Here is a 20,338-nt window from a genome sequence, read left to right as displayed (position 1 = left end):
GATTCCCTGGTTGGATTCGCCGGATGCGCGCCGCGCCGGCGCACCGCCGCGGTCGGGGCCGCGGCGCAGGCAACTACATGACCGCACCCACGTACCACGGCACGAACTCGTTCTGCCCGTAGCCGTGGATCTCGCTCTTCGTCCGCTGGCCGGAGCAGGTCGCGAGCATCAGCTCGAAGAGCTTCTCGCCCACGCCTTCGATCGTCGCGTTGCCGTCGGCGATCTCGCCGGCGTTGAGATCCATGTCCTCTTCCTGCTTCACCCACAGCGGGGTGTTGGTCGAGATCTTGAGCGAAGGCGACGGCGCGCAGCCGTAGGCCGAGCCGCGCCCGGTCGTGAAGCAGATGAGGTTCGCGCCGCCAGCGACTTGTCCGGTCGCGGACACCGGGTCGTAGCCCGGCGTGTCCATGTAGACGAAGCCCTTCGCGGTCACCGGCTCCGCGTACTCGTAGACGTCGACGAGATTGGTCGTGCCGCCCTTCGCGACCGCGCCCAGGCTCTTCTCGAGGATCGTGGTGAGTCCGCCGGCCTTGTTGCCCGGCGACGGGTTGTTGTTCATCTCGCCTTCCTCGCGCGCGGTGTACGCCTCCCACCAGCGGATGCGCCCGACGAGCTTCTCGCCGACCGCGCGCGACACCGCGCGCCGGGTCAGCAGATGCTCGGCGCCGTAGATCTCGGGCGTCTCGGACAGGATCGCGGTGCCGCCGTGGCGCACCAGAAGATCGACCGCGGCGCCCAACGCCGGGTTGGCGGTGATGCCCGAGTAGCCGTCCGAACCGCCGCATTGGAGCCCGACGACGATGTTCGACGCGGCGACGGTCTCCCGCTTGACCGCGTTCGCGTGCGGCAGCATCTCCTCGATCATCGCGACGCCGCGCGCCACCGTCTTCGCGGTGCCGCCGGTGTCCTGGATGCTGAACGTGCGCATCAGCGGGCCTTCCGCGAGCCCGGTCGCGCCGAGGAGCGAGCTGATCTGGTTCGCCTCGCAGCCGAGCCCGACGATCAGCACGCCGGCGAAGTTGGCGTGGCGGGCGTAACCCGCGAGCGTGCGCCGCAGGAGCTTCATGCCATCGCCGTGCGTGTCCATCCCGCAGCCCGAGCCGTGGGTCAGCGCGACGACGCCGTCGACGTTCGCGAATCGGCCATCGCCGTTCGCGAGCGCGCCGCGCGTGACGGTGTCCGCGATCGCCCGCGCGACGGTCGCCGAGCAATTCACCGTGGACAGGATGCCGAGGTAGTTGCGCGTCGCGACCCGCCCGTCGGCGCGGACGATGCCCTGGTACGTCGCCGGGCGGTCGACGTAGCGCGTCGGCGTCGCGTCGGCCCCGAACGCGTAGTCGCGGTCGAAGCTCCCCATCGCGAGATTGTGGAGATGCACGTGCTCGCCCGGCGCGATGTCGCGCGAGGCGAAGCCGATCACCTGGTTGTAGCGCCGGACCGGCGCGCCTTTCGCCAGCGCGCGCGTGGCGACCTTGTGCGCGGGGGGCACGAGGCCCGCGACCGTCACGTTCTCGTCGATCAGGCGCGTGCCGCCGACGAGCTGCTGGCGCGCGATGACGACGTCGTCGTCCGGATGCAACCGGATCGTGAGCGAGGCTTGCTCGAGCATCGCAGACTCCTCTACGAGCGCACGGACGCGCGCGCGACCGCGAGGCGGTCGATCGCGGCGCCGTCCCACTCGATGCCGAGGCCCGGCGCCGACGGCGCCAGCGCGTGGCCGTCGCGCACCTGCATGCGCGAGGACGTGATCGCGTCGAGCTGGGGAATGTACTCGACCCACGCGCCGTTGGGCACCGCGGCGACCAGCGAGACGTGGAGCTCCATCAGGAAGTGCGGGCACACCGCCACGTTGAACGCCTCCGCGAGGTGCGCGACCTTGAGCCAGGGCGTGATGCCGCCGATGCGCGCGCAGTCGACCTGCACGATCGAGCAGGCGCCGCGCTCCAGATATTCGCGGAAGTGCGACGGATGGTAGATCGACTCGCCGACCGCGATGGGCATCGGCGCCTTCGCCGCGAGTTCGACGTGTCCGCCGAGGTCCTCCGCCGGCAGCGGCTCCTCGAACCAGGCGAGGCCGAGCGGTGCGTACGCGTGCGCGCGGCGCAGCGCCTCGGACACGGTGAACGCTTGGTTCGCGTCGACCATGACCTCGAAGGCGTCGCCCACCGCCTCGCGCACCGCCGCGAGCCGGCGGACGTCCTCGGCGATCGACGGCTTGCCGACCTTGAACTTGGCGCCGAGGAAGCCCTGCGCCTTGGCCTCGCGCGCCTCGTCGACGATCTGCGCCTGAGAGTGGTGCAGCCATCCGCCCTCGGTCGTGTAGACCGGGATCGCGTCCTTCGCGCCGCCGGCGCATTTCCACAGCGGCTCGTTCGCCCGGCGGCACTTCAGGTCCCAGAGCGCGGTGTCGATCGCGGCGAGCGCGAGCGCGGTGATCGCTCCCACCGCGGTCGCATGGGTGTGGAAGAAGAGGTCCTTCCACAGCCGTTCGACCTCCGCCGGGTCGCGACCGAGGAGCCGCGGCGCCAGGTGGTCGCGCAGCAGCGCGACGACCGACGATCCGCCGGTGCCGATCGTGTAGGAGTAGCCGGTGCCGACCGCGCCGTCGTCGCAGGTGATGCGCACGATCGGCGTCTCCTGTTTGACGAACGACTGGATCGCGTCGGTGCGCACCACCTTCGGCGGCAGGTCGACCTGCAGGATCTCGACGTGCTCGATGGTCGCCATCGCGGGATCCTATCGATAGAACAGCGTCGGCAACCACAGCGAGATGGCCGGCACGTAGGTGAGCAGCAGCAGGCACAGGAGCAGCGGCACGAGCCACGGCAGGATCGCCACCGTCGTGCGTTCGAGCGACATTCGCGCCACGCGCGCCAGGACGAACAGGACGATGCCCATCGGCGGGTGCAGCAGGCCGATCATCAGGTTCAGCACGACGATGAGGCCGAAATGCACCGGGTCGATGCCGAGCTGCTGGACCACCGGCATCAGCACCGGGACCGCGATCAGGATCGCCGCGGTCGGCTCGAGGAAGCAGCCGATGAAGAGCAGCAGCAGATTGACGAGCAGCAGGAACACCCACGGCGTGTGCGTGAACGACAGCGTCCAGGCGGTGACGGCGTCGGTGACGCGCGTGGCCGTCAGGAGCCAGCCGAAGATCGACGCGGCGGCGACGATGAAGAGCACGGTCGCCGTGGTCTCGACGGTGTCCATCGAGACCTTGATCAGGAGCTTGAACGGCAGCGTGCGGTACCAGACGAGACCGAGGAAGAGCGCCCACAGCGACGCGGCCACCGCGCCCTCGGTCGGCGTGAAGATGCCGGTCACCATTCCGCCGATCAGGAGGATCGGCGTGATGATCGGCAGCACCGCCTCGAACTTCCACTTCCAGTCGGCGGCGAACAGCGCGACCATCGACACCGCGACCGCGAGCGCCGGATTGAGGCCCGCCTTGATGAGGAGCCAGATCGACACCGGCCAGGCGACCACGACGACGAGTTCGACCGCCGCCTTGCCGACGCGCGGCCAGTGGAACTTGATGTCGGCGCCCCAGTTGTTCTTGTGGGCGAAGTACGCCACCGTTGCCATCATCGCGGCCGTCATCACCAGGCCGGGAACGATGCCCGCCAGGAAGAGCTGGCCGATCGACACGTTGGCGACCATCCCGTAGATCACGAACGGCAGCGACGGCGGAATGATCGGCCCGAGCGTCGCCGACGCCGCGGTGACGCCGACCGCGAACTCCTTCGAGTAGCCGTGGTCGCGCATCGCCTTGATCTCGATCGTGCCGAGACCGGCGGCGTCGGCGATCGCGGTGCCCGACATGCCGGCGAAGATCACCGAGCCCAGGATGTTGACGTGGCCCAGGCCACCCTTCATCCAGCCGACCAGCGCGAGCGCGAAGTTGTAGATGCGGTTGGTGATGCCGGCGTTGTTCATCAGGTTGCCGGCGAGGATGAAGAACGGCACCGCCAGCAGCGGAAAGCTGTCGATCCCGCTGATCATCCGGTGCACGACGACCATCGACGGCGTGTTGCCGGTGATCCAGATGTAGACGAGCGCGGAGCCCGCCATCGCGATGGCGACCGGGATTCCGCTCACCATCAGCGCGAGGAACGACGTCAACAGCGCGCTCATCGCCTGCCCCGCGTGTCGCAACGAAGGCGGACCAGCGCGCCGACGGGCCGCCCCGAGGCGCGCGCCCCCCGTGGGGGGGAGGCGCGCGAAGCACGTGTCGGGGGGGACGTCATTCTATGGTCTCCTCGATCAGCATCTCCGGCCGCTCGAGCACCGACCATCCGCGCCGCCAGTTCTCGATCATGACCTGGACCGCGCGGATCGCGGCAGCCGCGAACGCGACGACGCAGACGCCGTAGATGATGTTCATCGGGAGGTCGATGATCGTCATCTGCAGGCTGCCCATCCGACCCATCATCTCGATGGTCAGCACGACGCAGATCGCGAAGAACGCGACCCGCAGGACGTCGATGGTCGTGGACAGGATGCGCCCGAGCTTCGCCGGGATGAGGCGGTAGACGAAGTCGACGTGGATGTGCCGCGTGCGCCGCGTCGCGGCGGCGATGCCGATGAACACCGTGCAGATGAGGAGGTAGCGCGAGATCTCCTCGGTCCAGGACGCGGAATCGTTGAGCGCGTACCGGGTGAAGAACTGGTAGAACACGCACAGGCCGAGCAGCCAGAAGAAGGCGAGCGACACCCAGTCCTCGATCACGTAGTGGCCGAGGTCGATCGGGGCGTCGGTCGCGTGGAAGTGGCCCTCGTCGTCGAGGACGGGCGTTCCCGTCGTCGACGCGGGCGTCGGGTCGTTCATCGCATGTTCCTCCCGCGCAGTGCCGGCGGCGACGCGGGGCGCGCCGGTGCGCGTCCCACGCCGCCGCCGCGATGCCTACTTGATGGCGACGATCTTGTCGTAGTCGGAGCGCGAGAAGCCCATCGACTCCGGCGTCGAGGTCTTCAGCACCGCATCGACGAAGCTCTGCCGGTTCACCGGAGTGACGGCGAGACCCTTCTTCTTGAACTCGTCGACCAGCTGCCCTTCACGCTTCTTGATCTGCGCGGTGGCCCGGGCGGCGGCTTCGCGGGTGACCTCGGTGAAGATCTGCTTCTCCTGCGGAGTGAGCTTGTTCCAGACGTGGGGCGCGATCTGCGTGGTGAGCCCGTCGACGATGTGGCCGGTCAGCATGATCGCCTTCTGGACCTCGTAGAACTTCTTCGCCTCGATCGTCGTCAGCGGGTTCTCCTGTGCGTCCACCGTGCCGGTCTGCAGCGCGAGGTAGACCTCCGCGAACGCGATCGGCGTCGGGTTCGCGCCGCAGGCCTTCGGCGTCGCCATGTAGCTCGGGACGTCGGGCACGCGGATCTTCAGTCCCTTCATGCCGGCGCAGTCGGTGAACGGCTTCTGCGCGGTCACGTGGCGCGCGCCGTAGTACGTGTACGCGGTCATCTGGATGCCGGTCTTCTTGCGGAACTCCTCGACCATCTCGGCGAACACCGGGCTCTTCGAGTAGGCGAGCAGGTGGTCGGCGTCGCGGAAGATGAACGGGTAGTAGGCGATGCCCAGGCGCGGGTAGCTGCGCGCGGCGAACGACGGGCCGCTGATGATCATGTCGACCGTGCCGAGCGCCAGCCCCTGGTTGATGTCGGTCTCCTTGCCGAGCGACGACGCGGGGAACACCTCGATGTCGAACTTGCCGTTGGTGCGCTTCTTGATCTCGGCCGCCGCCCACACCGATTCGGTGTGATACGGCTCCGAGGTCTCGTAGACGTGCGCCCACTTGAGTTTCTGCTGCGCGGCCGCCGGGCCGCTCGCGACGATCGCCGCCACGGCGATGAGCGCCAACTTCGACCTGAACTGGAATGACATGCTTCCTCCTGACGATGGGTCGGTCGCGCGTGCCCGCGCGCCGGTGTTGGACGACGCTACGGTGCTTCGTTCGATCAGGCGCAGACCACCTGCACCTTGGTGCTGCGATGCTTGTCCGCCGCGGCCGCGAACGCGGCCACCGCGTCCTTCAGAGGGTACTGCCCCGAAAGCAGCGGGCCGACGTCGACCCGGCGCGAGGACAGCGTCTCGACGGCCCAGTCGAACTCGATGCCCCAGCGGAACGCGCCGCGCAGGTCGATCTCCTTCGCCATCACCTCGTTGACGACGAACGGCAGCGGCTCGTGCGGCAGCGTGCCGACCTGCACGACGGCGCCGCCGCGCTTCACCGCGCCGACGCAGGTGACGAGCGCCCGGAAGTTGCCGGACACCTCGAAGCAGACGTCGAACTGCGGCGCGGCGAGCCTCGCGCCCTCGCGATCCGCGCGAACGGCGACGTCGGCGCCCACGCGGAGCGCCTGCGCGAGCGGGCGGTCGAGGACGTCGCTCACCGTGACCTTGCTCGCCCCGGCGAGCCGCGCCGCCATCACGGTCAGGCATCCGATCGTCCCCGCGCCGGTGACGAGCACCGACTTGCCCAGGAGCGGTCCGCCGCGGTTCACCGCGTGGAGGCCGACGGCGAGCGGCTCCGCGAACGCGAGTTCGCCCAGCGTCACGTCACCCGCCACCGGGTAGCACTGGCGCTCGCCCAGCACGAACCGCTCGCGGAACATCCCCTGCGCATGCGGAAACACGCTCGCGCTGCCGAGGAAGCGCATCGCGGAGCAGAGCTGCTCGCGGCCCTCGCGGCAGCCTTCGCAGCGTCCGCAGGCGTGCGACGGCGAGACCGCGACCTTGTCGCCCGGCTTGACGCGCGTGACGCCCTCCCCGACCGCCTCGACGATCGCGGACGCCTCGTGCCCGGGAATCAGCGGTTCGCGCACCACGAAGCTGCCGTTGCGCCCGTCCTGGTAGTAGTGGAGGTCCGACCCGCAGATGCCGCCTGCGCCGAGCCGGAGCAGCACTTCGCCCGGCCCCGGCGACGGCTCGGGCATCGCGTCGATGCGCAGGTCTTCTTTCGCGTGGATGCGGGCGGCGAGCATCGTTCGTCCTCCGGGTTCGCGGCGGCGGATCGCGCTACTGCAGCGCGTCCCAGCCCTTGCTGAACCGCTTGTAGGCCTGGTTCAAGTGCCGCTGCATGGCGGCACGCGCGCCGGCCGGGTCGCGCGTCGCGATCGCCTTCAGCACCGTCCGGTGCTCGGCCATCGCCGCGACCCACAGTTCCGGCGAGTCGTAGTGGTGCTCCAGTTGCTGGTAGAGCGGGCCGGTGCGCTCGTCCCACAGGAGCTTCACGACCTGGACCAGCGCGCCGTTGCCGGTGGCCTCGGCGATGCGGAGGTGGAACACGCGGTCGGACGCCAACGGCTGACGGCCCTCGCGCCGCTCGCGCTCCATCTCGTCGATCGAGTCCTCGATCGCCGCGACCTGCGCCTTGCGCGCGGACTTCGCCGCGAGCGCAGCGCACTCGCCTTCGATCACGTAGCGCGCGCGCAACAGTTCGAACGGTCCCGCGGTCGCGTCGTTCGCCGCCGGCACGTCGCCCGCGCCGCCCGGTGCGAGCACGTAGATGCCCGAGCCGATGCGCACCTCGACCAGGCCCTCGACCTCGAGTGCGATCAGCGCCTCGCGCACCGACGGCCGCGACACGCCGAGCTGCTTCGCAAGGTCGCGTTCGGGCGGCAGCCGCGAGCCCGGCGGAAACTCGCCCGACCGGATGAGGCCGCGAATCTGGTCGGCGATCTGCCGGTACAGCCGGCGGGGCTCGATACTCTGGAAAGGCATGCGAAGGCGGTTCGGGGCGACCGGCCCGGTGGCCGAGCGGTCGGTCGTGAAGGCTAGACCGTCCCCGCAAACTGGTCAACCGGTATTACCAATTCGGCCTGACGCGGGCTACAATGCGCACCCCGGACCGCTCACGGCGGCCCGCGTCCGCGACACCTCATGTCCGCCACGACGATCGCCCGCATCCGCGCCACGCCGGTCACGGTCCCGCTCGAGGCCCCGCTGCGCCACAGCAACGGCGCGCACTGGGGCCGCTTCGTGCGCACGATCGTCGAGGTCGAGACCGCCGACGGCTACGTGGGCCTGGGCGAGATGGGCGGAGGCGGCGAGGACGCGACGCGCGCGTTCGCCGCGCTCGAGGGCACGCTCGCCGGCCACGACGCGTTCGCGCTCGAGGCGCTGCGCCTCAAGATCTGCAATCCGACCGCCTCCCTCTACAACAACCGCACGCAACTGCACGCGGCGATCGAGTTCGCCTGCCTCGACATCATCGGGAAGAAGCTCGGCATCCCGGTGTGCGATTTCCTCGGTGGACGGCTCCACGACCGCGTCGCCTTCGCGAGCTACCTCTTCTTCCGCTACGCGAACCCGGCCACCGGCCGCGGCGAGGTGCGAACGCCGGAGCAACTCGTCGCGCACGCGCGCGAACTGAAGGCGAAGCACGGCTTCACCTCGCACAAGCTCAAGGGCGGCGTGTTCGCGCCCGCGCACGAGCTCGCCTGCTACCGCGCGGTCGCGCAGGCGCTGCCCGGCGAAGGGCTGCGCTACGACCCGAACGGCGCGCTGTCGTTCGACGACGCCGTGCACTTCGGCCGGGCGATCGAGGAACTCCGCAACGACTACTACGAGGATCCGGTCTACGGCATCGCGCCGATGCGCGCGCTGCGCGACTTCGTGCGCATTCCGCTCGCGACGAACACGATCGTCGTCAACTTCGAGCAGCTCGCGGCCAACGCGATGACGCGGGCGGTCGACGTGATCCTGCTCGACACGACCTTCTGGGGCGGCATCCGGCCCTGCATCAGGGCCGCGGGGGTGTGCGAGACGCTCGGCATGCAGGTCGCGGTGCACAGCTCGGGCGAACTCGGCATCCAGCTCGCGACGATGCTGCACCTGGGCGCCGTGCTGCCGAACCTGGGCTACGCGGCGGACGCCCACTACCACCACCTCGCCGACGACGTGATCGTCGGCGGACCGATGCGTTACGCAGGCGGAGCGATCCGCGTGCCGGAAGGCCCCGGCCTCGGCGTCGAGCTCGACCGCGACAAGCTCGCGCGCTACCACGAGCTCTTCCGCGAGCTGGGCGGCTACCCCTACGACCGCGACCCCGGAAGGCCCGGCTGGTTCGCGCACGTGCCGAACCGCGACTTCGCCGATCCCGCCGACGCGAGCATTCCCTCGCTCGGCCATTGACCCGCCTTCCCCCCACGAGGAACCCGAACACCATGAATGGACGACTCGCCGGCAAGACGGCGTTCGTGACCGCCGCCGGACAGGGCATCGGTCACGCCTCCGCGATCGCGATGGCGCGCGAAGGCGCGAAGGTGATCGCCACCGACGTGAACCCGAAACTCGTCGCCGCGATGGCGGGCATGCCGGGCATCGACGCCCGCGTGCTCGACGTGCTCGACGACGCCGCGGTGCGGCGGATGCTGGGCGAGCTGCCGCCGCTCGACGTGATGTTCAACTGCGCCGGGTGGGTCCACCACGGCAGCGTGCTCGATTGCACGCCGAAGGACTGGGACGCGAGCTTCGCGCTCAACGTGCGCTCGATGTACATCGCGATCCAGGCGGCGTTGCCGAAGATGCTCGAGCACCACCGGACCACCGGGCGCTGGGTCAGCATCATCAACATGGCGAGCGTCGCCGGGTCGATCAAGGGCATTCCCAACCGCTTCGCCTACGGCGCGTCGAAGGCCGCGGTGATCGGGCTGACCAAGGCGGTCGCCGCCGACTTCGTGCAGAAGGGCATCCGCTGCAACTCGATCGCGCCGGGCACGGTGGACACGCCCTCGCTCGGCGAGCGCATCGGCGCGTTCGCCGATCCGGTGGAGGCGCGCAGGATGTTCGTCGCGCGCCAGCCGGTGGGCCGCCTCGCGACGGCCGAGGAGATCGCGCCGGTCGTCGTGTTCCTCGCCTCCGACGAAAGCGCGTTCGCGACCGGCAACTGCTACTCGGTCGACGGCGGCATGACGATCTGACCCACGAAGCGGGGCGGCGTGGACGCCCCGCACCTGTACGGTTACCAAAGGAGACGGCATGAAGCTCGTACGCTATGGTCCCGCCGGGAAGGAGAAGCCCGGACTCGTCGACGCCGACGGCAAGCTGCGCGACCTGTCGCGCAAGGTGGCCGACATCAACCCCGACGCGCTGTCGGACGCCTCGCTCGCGAAGCTCCGCAAGCTCGATCCGAAGAAGCTGCCGCTCGTGAAGGGCAAGCCGCGGATCGGCGCGTGCGTCGCCGGTTCCGGCAAGTTCATCGCGATCGGGCTCAACTTCATCGACCACGCGAAGGAAACCGGCTCGCCGATTCCCGAGCATCCGATCGTGTTCTTCAAGACGACCGACTGCATCGTCGGCCCGAACGACCCGGTGATGCAGCCGAGGGATTCGACCCAGCTCGACTACGAGGTCGAACTCGGCATCGTCATCGGCCGGCGCGCGCGCTACGTCGAGGAGAAGGACGCGCTGCGCCACGTGGCCGGCTACTGCGTGATGAACGACGTCTCGGAGCGCGACTTCCAGATCCGCAAGGGCGGAGGCCAGTGGAGCAAGGGCAAGGGCTGCGACACCTTCGGCCCGATCGGCCCCTGGCTCGTGACCCGCGACGAGATCCGCGACGTGCAGAACCTCGGGATGTGGCTCGACGTGAACGGCGAGCGGCGGCAGACCGGCAACACGCGCACGATGATCTTCGGTGTCGCGAAGCTCGTCGCCGATGTCTCGAAGTACATGACGCTGCAGCCGGGCGACCTCATCACCACCGGCACGCCGCCGGGCGTCGCGCTCGGCATGAAGCCGCCGGTGTGGCTGAAGCCGGGGGACACGGTCACGCTGGGGATCGACGGGCTGGGGACGCAGTCCCAGCGGATCGTGCCGTTCAAGCTGCGGCGGTAGCGGGGCCACCGTCGAACGGACGGGAGCGTCGCGCCCGTCCGTCTCGCGCCAGCGCGCTCCGAGCGTCGCCCGCGACCGGCCATCGACGCGGCGAGGCACCCGAGGACCACGGCACGGGCTCGCTATACTTGCGCCATGGCACTCCTCCCGCCCCTCGACGACGCCGCGCTGGGCCCCGAGGCCCGCGCCGTGTTCGCCGACATCCGGGCGACGCGCGCCACCGACTTCGTCGGCGACTTCTGGCGCGTGCTCGCGAACGACCCGCCGACGCTCGCGCGCGTGTGGTCGTCGGTGAAGGAGGCGATGGCGCCGGGCGCGCTCGACCCGCTCGTCAAGGAACTCGTCTACATCGCGGTGTCGGCGACCAACAACTGCAGCTACTGCATGCACTCGCACACCGCGGCGGCGCGCGCGAAGGGCATGAGCGAAGCCCAGTTCCGCGAGCTGATGGCGGTGGTCGCGCTGGCGAATCAGACCAACGCGCTCGCGAACGGCTACCGCATCGATGTCGACGACCGCTTCCGCGCACCGCTGCGCTGACCCGACGATGATTCGCCGATGACGCCCGATGGTACGGCGGTGGAGGTCGAGCGCGCGGACCCGCTCTTCCCCGAGATCGAGCCCTTCGCGTCCGGGCGACTCTCGGTCGATCCGCGGCACACGCTCTACTGGGAGGAGTGCGGCAATCCGGACGGTGTGCCGATCGTCTTCCTGCACGGCGGGCCGGGCGGCGGGTGCCTGCCGCATCACCGCCGGTTCTTCGACCCGGCGTTCTGGCGCATCGTGCTCGTCGACCAGCGCGGCGCGGGGCGCTCGACGCCGGTGGCGGAGATCGCCGACAACACGACCTGGCACCTCGTCGCCGATCTCGAACGCCTCCGCTCGCAACGCCGCATCGAGCAATGGGCGCTGTTCGGCGGCTCGTGGGGATCGACGCTCGCGCTCGCCTACGCCGAGGCGTTCCCCGAACGTTCGACCGGCCTCGTGCTGCGCGGGGTGTTCCTCGCGTCGGCGGACGAGATCGACTGGTTCATCCGCGGCATGGGACGGTTCTTCCCCGAGGCGCACATGCGCTTCGCGTCGTTCCTGCCCGCCGGCGAGCGTTCCGACCTGCTCGCCAGCTACCATCGGCGGCTCGTCGATCCCGACCCCGCGGTCCACGGTCCCGCGGCCGCGGCGTGGGACGCCTACGAGAGCGACTGCTCGACGCTGCTGCCGCGCACCGACGCCCCCCCCGCGCTGGAGAGCGACACGGTCGCGCTCGCCATCGCGCGCATCGAGGCGCACTACTTCGTGCACCAGGGCTTCCTCGCCGGAGGCGAACTCCTCGGCAACCTGCACCGAATCGCGCACCTCCCCTGCACGATCGTGCAGGGACGCTACGACGTCGTCTGCCCGCCGTCGACCGCGCACGCGCTCGCGCGCGCCTGGCCGTCGGCCGAACTCGTGATGGTGGCCGATGCGGGACACTCGGTGCGCGAGCCCGGCATCGCGCGGGAACTCGTCGCCGCCGTCGAGCGGCTGCGGCGGCGGCTGTCGCCCTGACCTTCGCTTCGTGACCGCGCGCCCGCAACCCGCCGCGCCGTCTTCCAACGACCGCTGGGTCGCGCGGAGCTTGGCCGCCGTCTGGCACCCCTGCACGCAGATGAAGGCGCACGAGTCGCTGCCGCTCGTGCCCCTCGCGCGCGCGCGCGGCGTCTGGCTCGAGGACTTCGACGGCAGGCGCATCCTCGACGCGGTGTCGTCGTGGTGGGTGAACCTGTTCGGCCACGGCGAGCCGCGCATCCGTGCCGCGATCGAGGCGCAACTCGGCGAACTCGAGCACGCGATGCTCGCGGGTTTCACCCACCGTCCGGCGGTCGAACTGGCGGAGCGGCTCGCCGCCCTCGCCCCGGGCACGCTGGGCCACGCGTTCTTCGCCTCCGACGGCGCGTCCGCCACCGAGATCGCGCTCAAGATGAGCGCGCACTCCTGGCGCAACGCGGGGCGGCCGGGCAAGTGCCGCTTCGCGTGCCTTCGGGGCAGCTACCACGGCGAAACGCTCGGTGCGCTGTCGGTCACCGACGTCGCGATCTTCCGCGACGCCTACGCGCCGCTCTTGCGCGAGCCGATCATCGTGCCGACGCCGGACAGCCGCCTGGCGCGCGACGGGCGCACGGCTGCCGATGTCGCGCGCGAGGCCGGCGACGCGCTCGAGGCCTGTCTCGCCGCGAACCACGAATCGCTCGCGGCGCTGATCGTCGAGCCGCTGGTGCAGGGCGCCGCCGGGATGGTGATGTACGACGCGAGCTACCTCGCTCGCGCGCGTGAGCTTTGCACCCGCTACGGCGTCCACCTGATCGCCGACGAGATCATGACCGGCTTCGGCCGCACCGGTACGATGTTCGCCTGCGAGGCGGGGGGCATCATGCCCGACCTCATGCTGCTGTCGAAGGGCATCACCGGCGGCTTCCTGCCGCTCGCCTGCGTGCTGGCGAGCGACGCGATCTACGAGGCGTTCTACGACGACGATGTCGCGCGCGCCTTCCTGCACTCGCACTCCTACACCGGCAACCCGCTCGCCTGTCGCGCCGCGCTCGCGGTGCTCGACGTCTTCCGCGACGACTACGTGATCGAGGCCAACCGCGCGAAGGCGTCGCGCTGGGACGCGCTGGCGGCGCCGCTCGCCGCGCACCCGAAGGTCCGCGATTTCAGGCGCCGAGGCATGATCATTGCATTCGAAGTCGATGCCGACAGACCCGACGCCGCCCGCCGCGCGCTCACGGCGGGACTCGAGCGCGGCATCCTGCTGCGCCCGATCGGCCGGACCGTGTACTTCATGCCCCCCTACGTCATCGCCGACGACGAGTTCGCGCTGCTGGTCGAGCGGACCGGCGAGGTCGTCCACGCCTTGTGAGGTCGCGCGCCTGCCTGCTGGCGGCGCTCCTGCTCCCGCTCGCGACGTGGGCGGCGCCGCCGCGCGAGATCGCGCGCGCGTTCACCGAGCGCGGCGTGCCGATGCCGGGCGTGGCGATCGTCGTGCAGGAAGCCGGCGCGTTGAAGCCGCTGTTCACCCACCAGCCCGACGTGGCGATGAGCCCCGGCTCGGTGATGAAGCTCGTCACCACGTTCGCCGCGCTCGAAGTGCTCGGCCGCGACCATCGCTGGCGCACCGACGCCTACCTCGACGGGACCCTCGCGGACGGCACGCTCGACGGCAACCTCGTCCTCGTCGGGGGCGGCGACCCGAAGATCACGCTCGAGCAATGGGACGCGTTCGTCGCGTCGCTGCGCGACGCCGGGCTCGCGGAGATCACCGGCGACCTCGTGCTCGACCGCAGCCTGTTCGGGCTGCCGCCGCACGATCCCGGAGCGTTCGACGGCGAGCCGCTCCTGCCCTACAACGTCGGCCCCGACGCGCTGCTCGTGAACTTCAAGGCGATCCGGTTCCGCTTCGAACCCGGCGTCGAGGGCGCGTCGGTGAGCGTCGCGGCCGACCCGGCGCTGCCGCAGGTCGCGATCGGCCAGTCGCCGACGCCGGTCGACGGGCCCTGCGGCAACTGGCGCGAGTCGGTGCAGGCCGCGTGGATCCTGCAATCGGGCGCGGCAGCGGCGTCGTTTCCCGGCCGCTACCCGCGCGACTGCGGCGCGCGCGACTGGTACGTCGCGCCGCTCGACCACCCGAACTACGTGCATGGCGCGTTCATGGCCGCGTTCGGCGCCACCGGCGGCCGGTTCGGCGGCGCCGTGCGCGAAGGTCATCCTCCGCCGGGCGCCACGCCGTTCGTGACGCTCCTCTCGCCGCCGCTCTACGAGATCGTGCGGGACATCAACAAGCTCTCGAACAACGTCATGGCGCAGCAGGTGTTCCTCACGCTCGCGGCCGCGACGATGCCGCCGCCCGCGACCTTCGAGAAGGCGCGCGAGGCGGTGCTCCGCTGGCTCGCGAAGCGGCGCCTGCCGCTGCGTTCACTCGTGATCGAGAACGGCTCGGGGCTGTCGCGCGCCGGGCGGCTGTCCGCGGGCGATCTCGCGCGGCTGCTCGCCGCCGCCGACGCGAGCCCGGTGCGCGACGAGTTCGCGAGTTCGCTCGCCGTGGCGGCGATCGACGGCACGGTGCAGCGCCGGTTCCAGAACGGCTCGGTGGCGGGAAACGCGCTGCTCAAGACCGGATCGCTCGAGGGTGTGCGCGCGATCGCCGGCTACGTGATCGACCCGGGCGGGCGGCGCTGGATCGTCGTCGCGATCGTCAATCATCCCAACGCCAACCGCGCCCAGAGTGCGCTCGACGCGCTCGTGCAATGGACCTATCGCCACGCGGCGGGCTACACGCGAGCGCCGCTCCGTTGAACTCGCCCGACGTCCCCGCCGATTCGATGTCCACCGCGACCCCGGCCGCGGGCGCGTCCGGCCGGCCTCACGTCGGCCACGCCGCGCTGCCCGGGCGGTTCACGCTCGATCAGGGCACCGGCTGGCTGTCCTTGAACGCGAGATAGCCCCGGACGACGCGGTAGATGACCCAGATCGAGGTCGCCGCGAGGATGACGATCGCGAGCAGGATGCCGAGCCCGAGGATCCAGAACGTCAGCACGCCGACGACGATCGCCACGACATCCCACAGGAGCGACCACCAGAACGTGCCGATCAGCCAGGTGAAGTGCGACTCGACCCAGGTGCCGCGCGCCTCGCCGCGCTTCACGTACGCGACGATGACACCGATGATGCCGGCCAGCGCGACGAGCGGCGCGAAGTGCACGAGCCCCGAGGACACGAGGCCGGTGATCGCGGCGATGCCGAAGAGCGCGTAGGCCACCAGCGCCGCGGTGATCGGCGGGCCGGACGTCGTGCCTGCGTTGGGGAGCGGATCGGTCATCGGAAGTCTCCGTCGTCGATTGCGGCACGCCGCGCGGCCGCGGTACGCAACATGGTGGCCTCCCGGCGCGGTGTCAAGGGGCCCGGAGCCGGGTCACTTCGGGTAGCGCCGGCCGTCCTTGTGCGCGTAGAACCAGCCGTTCTCGTCCTCGCCGATCATCAGATCGTCGTCGGGATAGAACGCGTTGTCGCCGTCGATCCGGCTGCCGACTTCGAGGTAGCGCGCGACCTCCGTGCCGCGATTGACGAAGTGGTGCGCGTCGCGCCGTCCCGCCGGGTAGCCGGCGCAATGTCCCGCCCTCAGCACCTGCTCGCCGGCGTCGGTCACGAGGACCACCTCGCCTTCGAGCATCCAGACGAATTCGTCCTCGAGCGAATGCCAGTGGCGCAGCGCCGACTGGCCGCCGGGCGGGAGTTCGACCAGGTTCACGCCGAAACGGGAGAGGCCCAGTTCGTCGCCGAGTCTCCGCTTGGCGCGGTCGCCCATCCGCGAGCGGAACGGCTCCGGATACCCGGATCCGCGCTGCCGCGGCACCTGTTCCGGATCGAGTGCGGGGAGGACCGGCGGCTTCATCGGACGAAGTATGACGCAGGCGGGGCGCGGAATCCTCTATGCCGGAGGACGGCGGCGACTATAATCGCAGATTCCGTCCCGGGCCGATCGCGGCCCGGCGCTCCAGGAGAACCGCCATGACGTTCGAACGCTCCCGCGACCAGCTCGTCGACGATTTCTCGGCCGTCCTGTCCGAGGCCGAGGACCTCCTCAAGAAGGCGTCCAGCGAAACCGGCGACCGCGCGCGCGACCTGCGCTCGCAGGTCGAGGCCAAGCTGCTCGCGGCCAAGCTTCGTCTCCAGGAGCTCGAGAGCGGCGCCGTCGACCGCGCGAAGGCCGCGGCACGGATGACCGACGACTACGTCCACGACAATCCCTGGCAAGTGATCGGCGCCGCGGCCGCCATCGGCTTCCTCGCCGGCCTGCTGATGAACCGGCGCTAGCCGGACCGGCGGCGATGGACGAGCCCGCGCACGAGCGAGCGGCCGAGGGCCTGCGGCCCGCGGCGTCGCGGCTTTTCGCGAGCGCGCTCGGGCTCGCGCGGACGCGGCTCGAACTCGTCGGCGTGGAGCTGGCGATCGAGCGGCGGCGCCTGCAGACGATGATCGTGCTCGCGGTGGCGGGCGCGATCCTCGCGACCTTCGCCGTCGGCACCGTCTCGATGCTCGTCGTCGCGTACTTCTGGGACAGCTACCGCTATCCCGCGATTCTCGGGCTCGCGCTCCTCTACGCGGTGCTCGCCGCCCTCGCGTTCGCGCGCATCCGCTCGGTCGTGCACGACGCGCCCGCGCCGTTCGCGGCGACGATCGCCGAGTTCGACAAGGATCGCGCGCGCCTCGCCGGCGGCACGCCGCCCGCTCCATGAACGGCACCGCCGACCTGGACGAGCGGCGGGAGCGCCTGGTGGCGGCCGCCGACCTCGAGCGCCTGAAGCTCGGGGTCGCCTGGCACGACGTGCGCGTCGCGATCGCTCCGAGCCCGGATTCGCGCCGGCTGCGCCCGTTCGTCCTGCGCACGATCGGCTTCGCGCTTCCGTTGCTCGGCTATCGCCGGATGGGCAAGACCCTGCGGGTGATCGCGGTCGGCGTCGCCGTGTGGCGCACGCTCACCGCGTGGCGGCGCATCCGGTAGGTCCGTTCCCGATGCGCATCGTCGGCGTGACGGTCGTCCGCGACGAGGAGGACGTCGTCGAGGCGTCGATCCGCTCGAACCTGCGCGCGCTCGACGCCCTCGTCGTCGTCGACCATGCCTCGACCGACGCGACGCCCGCGATCCTGGCCGCGCTCGTCGCCGAAGGTCTGCCGCTCGAGGTTTCGCGCGACGACTCGCTCGAGTACCGGCCGTCGGAGATGACCACGCGGCTCGTGCGTGCGGCGCTCGCGCGCGGCGCCGACCTGTGCATGCCCCTCGATGCCGACGAATTCCTGCTCGTGGCTTCGAGGACCGCGCTCGAGGCGGCGGCCGTCGCCGCGGACCCTTCGCGTCCGCTCTCGGTGTCCGAAACCATCTGGATCCCGGATTTCGACGCGCCCGGCGACATCCTCGCGCGATTGCACCGCGGGAAGCGTTTCGTCCGGCGTGACGCACCCCCGCGCAAGCTGATCGTGCGCCGCGCGTTCGCCGACCTGCCGTCGGGCGTCGTCGATGGCGGCCACCGGACGCTGCTGCCGCAGGCGGGCGCATCGCCCATGCCCGACGTTGCGCTCGATCCGGCCATCGCGTCGATCGCGCACGTCCCGGTGCGAAGTCCCGAGCAGTTCACGGCGAAGGTCTCGGTGGGCCATCTGTCGCGGCTCCTCGGCAACCCCGATCCCGGCGAAGCGGCGGCGGGCCGCTACCGCGAGGCGTTCGAGGCGATCGTCGCCGGGCGCGCGCCCGGCCGCGATGGACTCGCGTCGATCGCCGCGAGCTGGGGACTGCCGCCGGGCGAGCGTGGTGCGGCCGCGACCGGCGAGTGGATCGACGACCGCTTCCCCGTCGATCCTGCCCTGCGCTACTCGCCGTCGCGGCCGTCCGCGCCTCTCGCGCGGGTGCTGGCATTCGGCGAGCGCGTCGCGGCGGAGGTCGCGGCGACCACCGGCGGCCTATGACGCCCGGAGCGCCGCCGCCGGCCCCTCCGGCGCCGAAAGTGTGGTCGGTCTCGCTGGTGCGCAACGAAATCGACATCGTCGAGGCGTTCGTGCGTCACAACGCATCGCTCCTCGACGGCATGGCGATCGTCGACCACGGCTCGACCGACGGCACGCTCGACGTCCTCGCCGAGCTCGCCCGCGAGAAGCTGCCGATCCTCGTGATCCGCAGCGCCGCGCCCGGCTACCTGCAGGAGCGGATGACGACCGCCATCGCCCGCGACGTGTTCCGCCAGGCCCACGCCGACTTCGTGCTGCCGCTCGACGCCGACGAGTTCCTGAAGATGCGCTCGCGCGCGGCGTTCAACCGGGCGCTGCAGGCGTTCCCGCCGGACATGAACGGGCTCCTGCACTGGCTCACCTACGTGCCGGATTTCGACGCGCCCGCCGGGGACATCCTCGCGCTGCTGCGAGGCTCGAAGCGGATGGCGAAGGAGCGCCACGTTTTCCACAAGGCGCTGATGTCCCGCTACCTGATGACGCGCCCCGAGGCCTCGCTCGCGAACGGCAACCACTTCGTCGCGCGCAAGCCGCGCGGAACCTCGGAGGACGCCGAGCCGCACGCGCGCATCCGCGACGAGTTCGCGGCGATCGCGCACGTGCCGATCCGGAGCGCGGCCCAGTTCGTCACCAAGGTCGCGGTGAAGAAGATGGGGCGCCTTGCCGCGAACTACGACTGGAAGCCCGACGCCGCGTCGCAGGCGGCCTACGAGGCGGTGGTCGCGAACCGTGCGCTCGACGCCGCGGCGCTGCGCGAGTACGCGGTCAACTGGTCGGTGCAGCGGGGCAACTGGGTCGCGCCCTCGGAAGCGCCGCTCGTCGACGACCCGTTCCTCGCGCCGATCGTGCTGCGCTACACACCCCCACGCGCGGCCGAGCCGCTGCCGCTGGTGCTCGGGGCCGCCGAGCGGCTCGTCCGGCGCCTCGCCGAGGCGCGCGCCGCACGCGCGCGCGCGCGGGGAGAGGCGGTGCGGTGAAGTTCGTCGGCGTGTCGATGGTGCGCAACGAGTCCGACGTCGTCGAGGCGTTCGTGCGTCACAACCTGACGGTCCTCGACGGGCTGGTCGTCGTCGACCACGGTTCGGCCGACGCGACGCTCGACATCGTGAACGCGCTCTGCCGCGAGCGCCTGCCGCTCGTGCTGCTGCGGAACGAGACGGTCGGCTATCTGCAGCCGGCGATCATGACCCAGGTCGTGCGCCACGCGCTCGCGACGACCGGCGCCGACTTCGTGTTCCCGCTCGACGCCGACGAGTTCCTGCGCGTGCCCTCGCGCGACGCGCTCGAGCGCGCGCTCGCCGCGCTGCCGCCGAAGACACACGGCTGGCTCGAATGGCCGACCTACGTGCCGGACCTCCGCGCGGCTCCCCGCGACGGCCTCGCGGCACTGCGCGGCGCGCGGCGCGTGTCGGGCGACGCGAACGCGCTCACCAAGGTCGTGGTCGCCCGTTCGTTCCTGCGGGCGACCGACGACGTCCTGTCGGGCGGCAACCACTGGGTCACCGCGCACCCGGACGCGCGCGAGCGCGGGATGCGGGCGCACGCCCCGATCCCCGGGCGGATCGCGGCGGTCGCGCACGTGCCGATCCGCAGCGTCGAGCAGTTCGTCGCGAAGGTCGCGGTGAAGAAACTCGGCCGGGTCGCCGCGCGCATCGACTGGAAGCCGGACGCGGCCTCGCAGGCGTCCTGGGAGCGCTTGCGCGCCGGGGAATCCGTCGACATCGACGCGCTCGCGCTCGCGGCCTGCAACTGGTCGGTGCCGAAGGGCGAGTGGCGGGAAGCCGGCGCGACGACGTTGGTCGAGGATCCGTTCCTCGCGCCGATCGCACTGCGCCACACGCCTCCGCGCGCCGTCGAGTCGCTGCCGCTGGTGCTGTCCGCCGTCGAGCGGATGACCCGGCGGCTCGCCGACGCCCGCGGGAGCGGCGCCCGCCCGCCGGCGCGTCCGGCCTGACGACGCCTGAT

General features: G+C 70.9%; 22 protein-coding genes. 13 read left to right on the top strand and 9 right to left on the bottom strand.

Features of this window, described 5'->3' with window-relative positions:
• Nucleotides 1-73 precede the first annotated feature (73 nt).
• From HS109_07815 to HS109_07785, 7 genes are all read right to left on the bottom strand, one after another.
• Nucleotides 74-1,609: an altronate dehydratase gene (locus HS109_07815; GenBank protein MBE7522277.1), complete on the bottom strand. Its 1,536-nt coding sequence runs from the start codon at nucleotides 1,607-1,609 to the stop codon at nucleotides 74-76.
• Between the two features lie 11 nt (nucleotides 1,610-1,620).
• On the bottom strand, nucleotides 1,621-2,727 hold the full coding sequence (locus HS109_07810) for a mandelate racemase/muconate lactonizing enzyme family protein (protein ID MBE7522276.1): 1,107 nt from the start codon (nucleotides 2,725-2,727) through the stop codon (nucleotides 1,621-1,623).
• 9 nt (nucleotides 2,728-2,736) lie between these two features.
• Nucleotides 2,737-4,137 carry a TRAP transporter large permease gene (locus HS109_07805; GenBank protein MBE7522275.1) on the bottom strand — a complete coding sequence of 467 codons (1,401 nt, stop codon included), beginning with the start codon at nucleotides 4,135-4,137 and terminating at the stop codon, nucleotides 2,737-2,739.
• Nucleotides 4,138-4,246: 109 nt separating this feature from the next.
• Nucleotides 4,247-4,831 carry a TRAP transporter small permease gene (locus HS109_07800; GenBank protein MBE7522274.1) on the bottom strand — a complete coding sequence of 195 codons (585 nt, stop codon included), beginning with the start codon at nucleotides 4,829-4,831 and terminating at the stop codon, nucleotides 4,247-4,249.
• Between the two features lie 75 nt (nucleotides 4,832-4,906).
• Nucleotides 4,907-5,884, bottom strand: coding sequence for a sialic acid TRAP transporter substrate-binding protein SiaP (locus HS109_07795; GenBank protein ID MBE7522273.1), 978 nt, complete (start codon nucleotides 5,882-5,884; stop codon nucleotides 4,907-4,909).
• A 74-nt stretch (nucleotides 5,885-5,958) separates the two neighbouring features.
• Nucleotides 5,959-6,984 carry an L-idonate 5-dehydrogenase gene (locus HS109_07790; protein ID MBE7522272.1) on the bottom strand — a complete coding sequence of 342 codons (1,026 nt, stop codon included), beginning with the start codon at nucleotides 6,982-6,984 and terminating at the stop codon, nucleotides 5,959-5,961.
• A gap of 34 nt (nucleotides 6,985-7,018) precedes the next feature.
• Nucleotides 7,019-7,723: a FadR family transcriptional regulator gene (locus HS109_07785; GenBank protein MBE7522271.1), complete on the bottom strand. Its 705-nt coding sequence runs from the start codon at nucleotides 7,721-7,723 to the stop codon at nucleotides 7,019-7,021.
• Between the two features lie 159 nt (nucleotides 7,724-7,882).
• On the opposite strand from HS109_07785, the gene HS109_07780 reads away from it, so the two are divergent.
• The 7 genes from HS109_07780 to dacB all read left to right on the top strand — a co-directional run bounded on the left by HS109_07780 (nucleotide 7,883) and on the right by dacB (nucleotide 15,169).
• Nucleotides 7,883-9,136, top strand: coding sequence for a mandelate racemase (locus HS109_07780; protein MBE7522270.1), 1,254 nt, complete (start codon nucleotides 7,883-7,885; stop codon nucleotides 9,134-9,136).
• A gap of 32 nt (nucleotides 9,137-9,168) precedes the next feature.
• Nucleotides 9,169-9,924: an SDR family oxidoreductase gene (locus HS109_07775; GenBank protein MBE7522269.1), complete on the top strand. Its 756-nt coding sequence runs from the start codon at nucleotides 9,169-9,171 to the stop codon at nucleotides 9,922-9,924.
• Between the two features lie 58 nt (nucleotides 9,925-9,982).
• On the top strand, nucleotides 9,983-10,840 hold the full coding sequence (locus HS109_07770) for a fumarylacetoacetate hydrolase family protein (protein ID MBE7522268.1): 858 nt from the start codon (nucleotides 9,983-9,985) through the stop codon (nucleotides 10,838-10,840).
• A gap of 135 nt (nucleotides 10,841-10,975) precedes the next feature.
• Nucleotides 10,976-11,380, top strand: coding sequence for a carboxymuconolactone decarboxylase family protein (locus tag HS109_07765; protein ID MBE7522267.1), 405 nt, complete (start codon nucleotides 10,976-10,978; stop codon nucleotides 11,378-11,380).
• Between the two features lie 18 nt (nucleotides 11,381-11,398).
• Nucleotides 11,399-12,385 carry a prolyl aminopeptidase gene (pip, locus tag HS109_07760; GenBank protein ID MBE7522266.1) on the top strand — a complete coding sequence of 329 codons (987 nt, stop codon included), beginning with the start codon at nucleotides 11,399-11,401 and terminating at the stop codon, nucleotides 12,383-12,385.
• The gene (locus tag HS109_07755; protein ID MBE7522265.1) at nucleotides 12,300-13,736 is read left to right on the top strand and encodes an adenosylmethionine--8-amino-7-oxononanoate transaminase; all 1,437 of its coding nucleotides are present in this window, start codon (nucleotides 12,300-12,302) and stop codon (nucleotides 13,734-13,736) included. Before pip ends, HS109_07755 begins: the two co-directional genes overlap by 86 nt.
• Entirely contained in the window at nucleotides 13,733-15,169 is a 1,437-nt protein-coding gene (gene dacB / locus HS109_07750) for a D-alanyl-D-alanine carboxypeptidase/D-alanyl-D-alanine-endopeptidase (protein ID MBE7522264.1), read from the top strand. The genes HS109_07755 and dacB overlap by 4 nt, the downstream gene beginning before the upstream one ends.
• Nucleotides 15,170-15,278: 109 nt before the next feature.
• Here the strand turns inward: dacB and HS109_07745 are convergent, their stop codons facing one another.
• Together HS109_07745 and HS109_07740 are read right to left on the bottom strand one after the other, a co-directional pair.
• Nucleotides 15,279-15,692 carry a hypothetical protein gene (locus tag HS109_07745; protein ID MBE7522263.1) on the bottom strand — a complete coding sequence of 138 codons (414 nt, stop codon included), beginning with the start codon at nucleotides 15,690-15,692 and terminating at the stop codon, nucleotides 15,279-15,281.
• A gap of 93 nt (nucleotides 15,693-15,785) precedes the next feature.
• The gene (locus HS109_07740) at nucleotides 15,786-16,265 is read right to left on the bottom strand and encodes a cupin domain-containing protein (GenBank protein MBE7522262.1); all 480 of its coding nucleotides are present in this window, start codon (nucleotides 16,263-16,265) and stop codon (nucleotides 15,786-15,788) included.
• 116 nt (nucleotides 16,266-16,381) lie between these two features.
• Between HS109_07740 and HS109_07735 the strand changes: the two genes are divergently transcribed.
• The 6 genes from HS109_07735 to HS109_07710 are packed head-to-tail and all read left to right on the top strand — an operon-like array spanning nucleotide 16,382 to nucleotide 20,327.
• Complete coding sequence (locus HS109_07735; protein MBE7522261.1) at nucleotides 16,382-16,687, top strand: DUF883 domain-containing protein; 306 nt, start codon at nucleotides 16,382-16,384, stop codon at nucleotides 16,685-16,687.
• 14 nt (nucleotides 16,688-16,701) lie between these two features.
• Nucleotides 16,702-17,109, top strand: coding sequence for a phage holin family protein (locus tag HS109_07730; protein MBE7522260.1), 408 nt, complete (start codon nucleotides 16,702-16,704; stop codon nucleotides 17,107-17,109).
• Complete coding sequence (locus tag HS109_07725; GenBank protein MBE7522259.1) at nucleotides 17,106-17,375, top strand: hypothetical protein; 270 nt, start codon at nucleotides 17,106-17,108, stop codon at nucleotides 17,373-17,375. The genes HS109_07730 and HS109_07725 overlap by 4 nt, the downstream gene beginning before the upstream one ends.
• 11 nt (nucleotides 17,376-17,386) lie before the next feature.
• Nucleotides 17,387-18,334 (top strand): glycosyltransferase family 2 protein, encoded by a 948-nt coding sequence (locus HS109_07720; GenBank protein ID MBE7522258.1) that lies wholly within the window; start codon nucleotides 17,387-17,389, stop codon nucleotides 18,332-18,334.
• 38 nt (nucleotides 18,335-18,372) lie between these two features.
• Nucleotides 18,373-19,350, top strand: coding sequence for a glycosyltransferase family 2 protein (locus tag HS109_07715; protein MBE7522257.1), 978 nt, complete (start codon nucleotides 18,373-18,375; stop codon nucleotides 19,348-19,350).
• Entirely contained in the window at nucleotides 19,347-20,327 is a 981-nt protein-coding gene (locus tag HS109_07710; protein ID MBE7522256.1) for a glycosyltransferase family 2 protein, read from the top strand. Before HS109_07715 ends, HS109_07710 begins: the two co-directional genes overlap by 4 nt.
• Nucleotides 20,328-20,338 lie beyond the last annotated feature (11 nt).

The organism is Burkholderiales bacterium, assembly GCA_015075645.1.
Lineage (GTDB): Bacteria > Pseudomonadota > Gammaproteobacteria > Burkholderiales > Casimicrobiaceae > VBCG01.
This window is presented reverse-complemented; position numbering and strand designations above follow the sequence as displayed.

Bases quoted from the DNA above. Each gene is read 5' to 3' on its own strand.
- HS109_07815 (MBE7522277.1), bottom strand. From the start codon at position 1,609: ATGCTCGAGCAAGCCTCGCTCACGATCCGGTTGCATCCGGACGACGAC.
- HS109_07810 (MBE7522276.1), bottom strand. From the start codon at position 2,727: ATGGCGACCATCGAGCACGTCGAGATCCTGCAGGTCGACCTGCCGCCG.
- HS109_07805 (MBE7522275.1), bottom strand. From the start codon at position 4,137: ATGAGCGCGCTGTTGACGTCGTTCCTCGCGCTGATGGTGAGCGGAATC.
- HS109_07800 (MBE7522274.1), bottom strand. From the start codon at position 4,831: ATGAACGACCCGACGCCCGCGTCGACGACGGGAACGCCCGTCCTCGAC.
- HS109_07795 (MBE7522273.1), bottom strand. From the start codon at position 5,884: ATGTCATTCCAGTTCAGGTCGAAGTTGGCGCTCATCGCCGTGGCGGCG.
- HS109_07790 (MBE7522272.1), bottom strand. From the start codon at position 6,984: ATGCTCGCCGCCCGCATCCACGCGAAAGAAGACCTGCGCATCGACGCG.
- HS109_07785 (MBE7522271.1), bottom strand. From the start codon at position 7,723: ATGCCTTTCCAGAGTATCGAGCCCCGCCGGCTGTACCGGCAGATCGCC.
- HS109_07780 (MBE7522270.1), top strand. From the start codon at position 7,883: ATGTCCGCCACGACGATCGCCCGCATCCGCGCCACGCCGGTCACGGTC.
- HS109_07775 (MBE7522269.1), top strand. From the start codon at position 9,169: ATGAATGGACGACTCGCCGGCAAGACGGCGTTCGTGACCGCCGCCGGA.
- HS109_07770 (MBE7522268.1), top strand. From the start codon at position 9,983: ATGAAGCTCGTACGCTATGGTCCCGCCGGGAAGGAGAAGCCCGGACTC.
- HS109_07765 (MBE7522267.1), top strand. From the start codon at position 10,976: ATGGCACTCCTCCCGCCCCTCGACGACGCCGCGCTGGGCCCCGAGGCC.
- pip (MBE7522266.1), top strand. From the start codon at position 11,399: ATGACGCCCGATGGTACGGCGGTGGAGGTCGAGCGCGCGGACCCGCTC.
- HS109_07755 (MBE7522265.1), top strand. From the start codon at position 12,300: ATGCGGGACACTCGGTGCGCGAGCCCGGCATCGCGCGGGAACTCGTCG.
- HS109_07745 (MBE7522263.1), bottom strand. From the start codon at position 15,692: ATGACCGATCCGCTCCCCAACGCAGGCACGACGTCCGGCCCGCCGATC.
- HS109_07740 (MBE7522262.1), bottom strand. From the start codon at position 16,265: ATGAAGCCGCCGGTCCTCCCCGCACTCGATCCGGAACAGGTGCCGCGG.
- HS109_07735 (MBE7522261.1), top strand. From the start codon at position 16,382: ATGACGTTCGAACGCTCCCGCGACCAGCTCGTCGACGATTTCTCGGCC.
- HS109_07730 (MBE7522260.1), top strand. From the start codon at position 16,702: ATGGACGAGCCCGCGCACGAGCGAGCGGCCGAGGGCCTGCGGCCCGCG.
- HS109_07725 (MBE7522259.1), top strand. From the start codon at position 17,106: ATGAACGGCACCGCCGACCTGGACGAGCGGCGGGAGCGCCTGGTGGCG.
- HS109_07720 (MBE7522258.1), top strand. From the start codon at position 17,387: ATGCGCATCGTCGGCGTGACGGTCGTCCGCGACGAGGAGGACGTCGTC.